Raw genomic sequence first — 6000 nt, forward strand, 5'->3', positions numbered from 1 at the left:
TACAGATGCGTCTGGGGACAGTACGGCGGAACGGGACCACGCAGGCGTTCCGGCAGGACGGCGACGCCACCGAATACCTGCCCGCCAGGGACGTCGGAGAGCTGCTGCAGCGCGGGGACTGGCGCACGCTCTCCGGCGAGCAGGGCCCGGCGCCCGCGGCGTCGGAACTTCAGCTGCCGATCCTGCACCCGGGCAAGATCCTCTGCGCCGGCCTGAACTATTACGCCCACGCCAAAGAAGTGGGCCAGGAGGTCCCGAAGTACCCCACGATCTTCACCAAGTACGCGAACGCGCTGGTCGGCCCCACGGACGACGTAGTGCTGCCCGCCGCCAGCACGAAGATCGACTGGGAGGCCGAGCTGACCGTGGTGATCGGCTCCCGCGTCCGGCACGCCGATGACGCCGCAGCCCGGGACGCGATCGCCGGCTACACGGTGATGAACGACGTCTCGGTCCGGGACTGGCAGGGCCGCACCTCGGAATGGTTCCAGGGCAAAAACTGGGACCGGATGACTCCGGTGGGCCCCGTCGTCGTCACGGCAGACGAGCTGGATCCGGAGGCCGGGCTGGCGGTGGAATGCGAGCTGGACGGCGTGACCAAGCAGTCGGGCAACACCTCTGACCTGATCTTTTCCTGCGCGCAGCTGGTGTCCTACGTCAGCCAATTCATGACCCTGGAACCCGGCGACCTGCTGGCCACCGGCACCCCGGCCGGCGTGGGACTGGCCCGGAAACCGCGGGAATGGATTCCCGCAGGCGCGCATCTGGTGACCCGGATCGAGGGAATCGGCGAGATGCACAACCGCTGCGTGGCCGAAGAACCGCGCTGAAACGTCGAATTTCTCCCTCCGGCGTCCTAGGATCAAGGAGTGGCACAAACACGGCTGTTTGGGCGTGACCGGGAGGTGGCGCAGTGGCGCGACCTCGCCACTGCTGTGGAGTCCGGCCGCAGCCTCGAACTGACCGTCAGCGGCCCGTCCGGAATCGGCAAGACGTCCCTGCTGGAGGCGGTGTGCGCCGATGCCTCCGCGCGCGGCTGGAAACTGCTGCGCGCCGCCGGGGCCGCCCGCCGCTCGCTGCCCGGATCCATGTTCTGGCAGTGGTTCGCGCCGCTGGCCCAGCAGGTGCCGGACCACGGCCCGCCGTTCGACGGGCAGGGCCGGGTGCTCCATACCTTCCTGACCTACGCGGGCGGTCCGCTGCACAAGGACGCCCTGACCTATTCCGCCTCCTGGGTGCTGCGCTCGCTGGCCCAGGAGGGACCGGTGGCCGCCGTGGTGGACGACGCCCAGTGGCTCGACGAACTCTCGCTCCAGTCGCTGTCCGACATGGCGGGCCTGCTGATCGACGTCCCGCTGCTGCTGCTGCGCGGGGTGCGTACCGGCCAGGGTGCAGAGCGCGGCGACGGCATCCTGGCGGACTCCCTGCTGCTGGACGCCGACGACGGCGGTGCCCGGGGCAGTGCCTCCCGCGCCGATGGCCGCGTGCACTGGCCGCTGGAACCGCTGGACCGCCAGGCCGTGGCCGAATGGACGGCCACCCGGAGGCCCGCCGCGGACCATGCCGTGGCGGCGCGCATCCACGCGGCGGCGGGGGGAACGCCGTTCTATGTCCACGAGCTCCTGGAGGGCGGCGCCGGCCCAACTCTCGATACCGCCGCAATCGGCAAGGCCCAGGCGGAAGCCGCCGTCCTTCAAGACCGCCTCGACCGGCTCTCGGCGACCGAGCGCGCCGTGCTGGACGCCGTCGTCGTCCTGGGGGAGGACGCGAGCCACCAACTCCTGGCGCGCATGACGGGGCTGTCGGCGGCGGACCTGACCCCGGTGCTGAAACGCCTTGCCGCCGCGCGGTTCCTGAGCGCCCTGCGTCCCCGCCCGCGCATCCAGCACGCCCTGGTGGCCGAAGCGGTGCTCGCCTCGCTGGAGCCCGAACGGCAGGCCGAACTGCACGGCCGGGCGGCGGCCGCCCTGATCGCACAGGGCAGCGAGAGCGCCGTGGTGGCGGGCCACCTCCTGGCGACCGAACCGGGCGCCGACCCTGCCTCGGCCGAGATCCTGCTCGACGCCGCCGGGGGAGCCCGCCGGATCGGCGCGGCGGAGTTCGCCGTCCGGCTCATCGAACGGGCCATGGCGGAGAACGGGCTGGCACAGGAGCTGCAGCGCCGGATCGTGATTGAAGCGTCGCTGGCCCATCAGGCCGCCGGCCACCTCCCGCAGGCGGAGGTCCTGGGACGACGGGCGCTGGCCATGACCCGCGGCACCCGGGCGCGCGTCGAGCTGCTGCTGGAGTTCGCCGAGGCCCGGTATTCGATCAACCGGATCCAGGAAAGTGCGCGTTACTACAGCCAGGCCCTGAGCGAACTGGACAACGACGGCGACCCGCACACCGAGCTCAGGCGGCGGGTGGTTGCGCTGGCGACAGGGGCAGGGTTCCAGCAACTGCAGTTCTCGGCGGAGTACAGGCAGGAACTGGCGAGCATCCTGGCGCAGGACCCGGCCCAGGACGGCCCGAGCGACCGGCTGCTGCTGGTGCAGGAGGCGCTGCGGTTGACCGTGACCGGAACGGATGCCCAACGCAGCGGGGTATTGGCCCTGCGGGCGTGCGCCGGCGGAAAACTGCTGGCGGAAGTCGGCGCGGAGTCCAACATCATCAACTACGCGACCGGTGCGCTCAACGGCTCCGAACAGGACGCCGCGGCCCTGGAGCTGCTGGACGCAGCCATAGCCGAGGCGCGGGCCAACTCCTCGCCCATGGCGAACGCCACCCTGACCTACTGCCGCGGTGCAATCCACTTGAACCGGGGGCGGCTGCGGCTGGCCCAGATGGACCTGGAAACGAGCATGCAGGCGGCGGACACCGGCTGGCGGACGTACCTGGAGGTAGCCTGCGTCACGCTGGCCGAGGTCTACCTTGCCCGGGATGACCTTGCCGCCGCCGACGCCCTGCTGAAACGGGTCCCGCTCGCGGAAGAACGCGTGCCGCTGGTCCAGGCGATGGCGCTGCAGCTGCACGGAGTCGTGGCCGCCGGACACGGTGACCACCAGCTGGCGCTAGAATACTTCGCCACCGCCATGGACCTCGGGGCCGGTCTGGGCCCGACGCTGAACCTGTGGACGCGCAGCGCCATCGAATCCGCCGCCCGTGCCGGGCAGACCGAATACGCCTCCGCGGTTGCCGCCGAGCTGCTCCAAGAGGTCCGCTCCTTCGGCGCTCCGCGCCTGACCGGCACCGTGCTGCGGGCCGCCGCGCTGGCCCAGCCCGGGCCGGGCGCCGTCGTCATGCTGCGCGAAGCCATCTCGCTGCTCGAAGCCCATGAGGGCCGCTACCAGCTGGCACTGGCCCTGGCCGACCTGGCCGAGATCTGCCTGCAGCCGGCGCAGGCGGACGCGCTGCAGGCGTTCCGGACCGAAGCGCTGGCGGCGGCGCGCAAGGCGCTGGTCCTGGGGAACCGGATAGGGGCCGCCGCGGTGGCACGGCGCATGACCCGCCTGCTGGCGCAGCAGGATCTGCACCTGCCGCTGATCGCGGAGAACAAGGCGGACCGGCTGACCCCGGCCGAGTACCGGGTCTGCTCCCTGGCGGCCAGGGGACTCACAAACCGGAAAATTGCGGCAGAACTGTTCATCACCATCAAGGCGGTGGAATGGCACCTGTCCCGGTCGTTCGCCAAGCTCGGGATTGCGTCCCGCAAGGAACTGGCGGCCGTGCTGGACCGGCAGGACTGAGACATGCCGGTGTTAGCGCAGCGGCACACCCTAGGTTTTCCTAACTAGGGTGGATTAATCTGGCATACCGAAGCCGCCGGGACCATGATTGAAGGTGTCAGCAACCGGAACGGGAGACCACACCGGAGGCGGCGGCATCCGGATCCGAGTTGGGGGGACGTGCCTTAGGGCGGTGGATCCGATGCCGCACACGAAATGGCTCGAAGTGAGTTGGCTAATGGGGAGGCCTGACTTTGAGCCATTTCGTATGCCCGCGACCATGACAGACTGGGTCCGTGGCCCATCTCGACGTCTCCAACATCGCCTATTTCCTCTCCGACGGCCGCCAGTTGCTCAACGGCGTTGGCTTCAAGGTCGGCGACGGCGCCAAAACCGCGCTGATCGGACCCAACGGCACCGGCAAGACCACCCTGCTGCGGATCATCGCCGGCGACATCGCCCCGGACGAAGGCGCCGTGGCGCGCTCCGGCACCATGGGCATCATGCGGCAGTTCGTCGGGCAGGTCCGGGACGGGACCACGGTCCGCGACCTCTTGGTCGGCGCCGCCCCGCCTGCCCTCGCCGCCGCGGCACGGGCCGTGGACGAAGCCGAGCTGGCCATGATGGAGCGCGACGACGAGCCCACCCAGATGCGTTATGCGCAGGCGCTCGCGGACTGGGGCGACGCCGGCGGCTACGAGCAGGAGACCGTCTGGGACGAGGTCACCACGGCCGCCCTGGGCGTGCCCTTCGACCGCGCGCAGCACCGCACCGCATCGACCCTGTCCGGCGGCGAGCAAAAGCGCCTGGTGCTGGAAGCGCTCTTCGCCGGCCCGGACGAACTGCTGCTGCTGGACGAACCGGACAACTATCTGGACGTCCCCGGCAAGCGCTGGCTGGAAGAGAAGCTGCGGGAATCCCGGAAGTCGGTGCTGTTCGTCAGCCACGACCGTGAACTGCTGGCCAATGCGGCCACCCGGATCGTCACGCTCGAACCCGGCGCCCTCGGGGCCACGGCCTGGGTCCACGGCGGAGGCTTCGAGAGTTACCTGCAGGCCCGGGACGACCGCAACGCCCGCTTCGAAGAACTGCGCAAGCGGTGGGACGAGGAGCACGCCAAGCTCAAAGAGCTGGTGAACATGTACAAGAACAAGGCCGCGTTCCGCTCCGACATGGCCAATCGGTACCACGCCGCCCAGACCCGGCTGGAGAAGTTCCTGGAGGCCGGGCCGCCGGAGGCCGTGCCGATCGAACAGAACGTGCAGATGCGGCTCAAGGGCGGGCGGACGGCCAAGCGGGCAGTGGTGGCCACCAAGCTGGAGCTGACCGGCCTGATGAAGCCCTTCAGCACCGAGATCTGGTTCGGCGACCGGGTGGGGGTGCTGGGCTCCAACGGTTCCGGCAAGTCCCACTTCCTGCGCCTGCTCGCCGGCGGCGGCAGCGACCCGGAGAAAGAGCACCTGCCCGTCTCGGAGGTCCGGATAGCCCACGTGCCGCACGCCGGCACCGTCAAGCTCGGGGCGAGGATCCGTCCCGGCTTCTTTGCGCAGACCCACATCCGCCCCGACCTGCTCGGCCGTTCCCTGGTGGACATCCTGCACCGCGGCGACGACCACCGCTCCGGTTTGGGACGCGAAGCCGCGGCCGCCGTCCTGGACCGCTACGGCCTGGCCCGGCAGGCGGAACAGCTGTACGACTCGCTCTCCGGCGGCCAGCAGGCCCGGCTGCAGATCCTGTTGCTGGAACTCTCCGGCGCCACCCTGCTGCTGCTCGACGAGCCGACCGACAACCTGGACCTGCATTCCGCGGAGGCGTTGGAGCGGGCCATCGACGCCTTCGAAGGCACGGTGCTGGCCGTCACCCACGACCGCTGGTTCGCGCGCAGCTTTGACCGGTTTTTGGTCTTCGGCACCGACGGCAGGGTCTACGAGAGCGAAACCCCGGTCTGGGACGAGGAACGCGTTGTCCGGGAGCGCTGAGCCGCCCGGTGTCGGGGAGAACGTCGAGCGGAGCAAGGCCCTGAAGCGCGGGCCCGGCACACCCGGCCCGGTCCGCGCCGCCACCTACGCGACCTTCGCCATCTTCGGGCTCAACGGGCTGGTCTTCGCCAGCTGGGCGGCCCGCATCCCGGCGGCCGCGGCGACGCTGGACATCAGCGCCGGCAGCATCGGCGCGCTGCTGCTGGCCCTCGGCCTCGGATCGGTCATCTCGCTGCCCCTGGCCGGCCCGCTCGCCGCCAGGATCGGCACGGCCAACAGCGTCCGGGCCGGCGGGCTGATCGCGGCCGCCAGCGCGG

3 protein-coding genes and 1 pseudogene are annotated in these 6000 nt (G+C 70.5%); all 4 read left to right on the top strand.

What is annotated here, in order from left to right; translation table 11 throughout:
- Positions 1 to 5: 5 nt before the first annotated feature.
- On the top strand, positions 6 to 830 hold the full coding sequence (locus AC5RVD_RS06815; RefSeq protein WP_494126450.1) for a fumarylacetoacetate hydrolase family protein: 825 nt from the start codon (positions 6 to 8) through the stop codon (positions 828 to 830).
- Positions 831 to 869: 39 nt separating this feature from the next.
- Positions 870 to 3725, top strand: a complete 2856-nt coding sequence (locus AC5RVD_RS06820) for a helix-turn-helix transcriptional regulator (protein WP_494126451.1) — start codon at positions 870 to 872, stop codon at positions 3723 to 3725.
- Between the two features lie 275 nt (positions 3726 to 4000).
- Positions 4001 to 5683 (top strand): ABC-F family ATP-binding cassette domain-containing protein, encoded by a 1683-nt coding sequence (locus AC5RVD_RS06825; RefSeq protein WP_494126452.1) that lies wholly within the window; start codon positions 4001 to 4003, stop codon positions 5681 to 5683.
- A pseudogene (locus tag AC5RVD_RS06830) lies at positions 5667 to 6000 on the top strand (hypothetical protein); the annotation flags it as partial. The gene AC5RVD_RS06825 and the pseudogene AC5RVD_RS06830, both read left to right, overlap by 17 nt.

Source organism: Arthrobacter sp. THG-b23, from assembly GCF_059091265.1.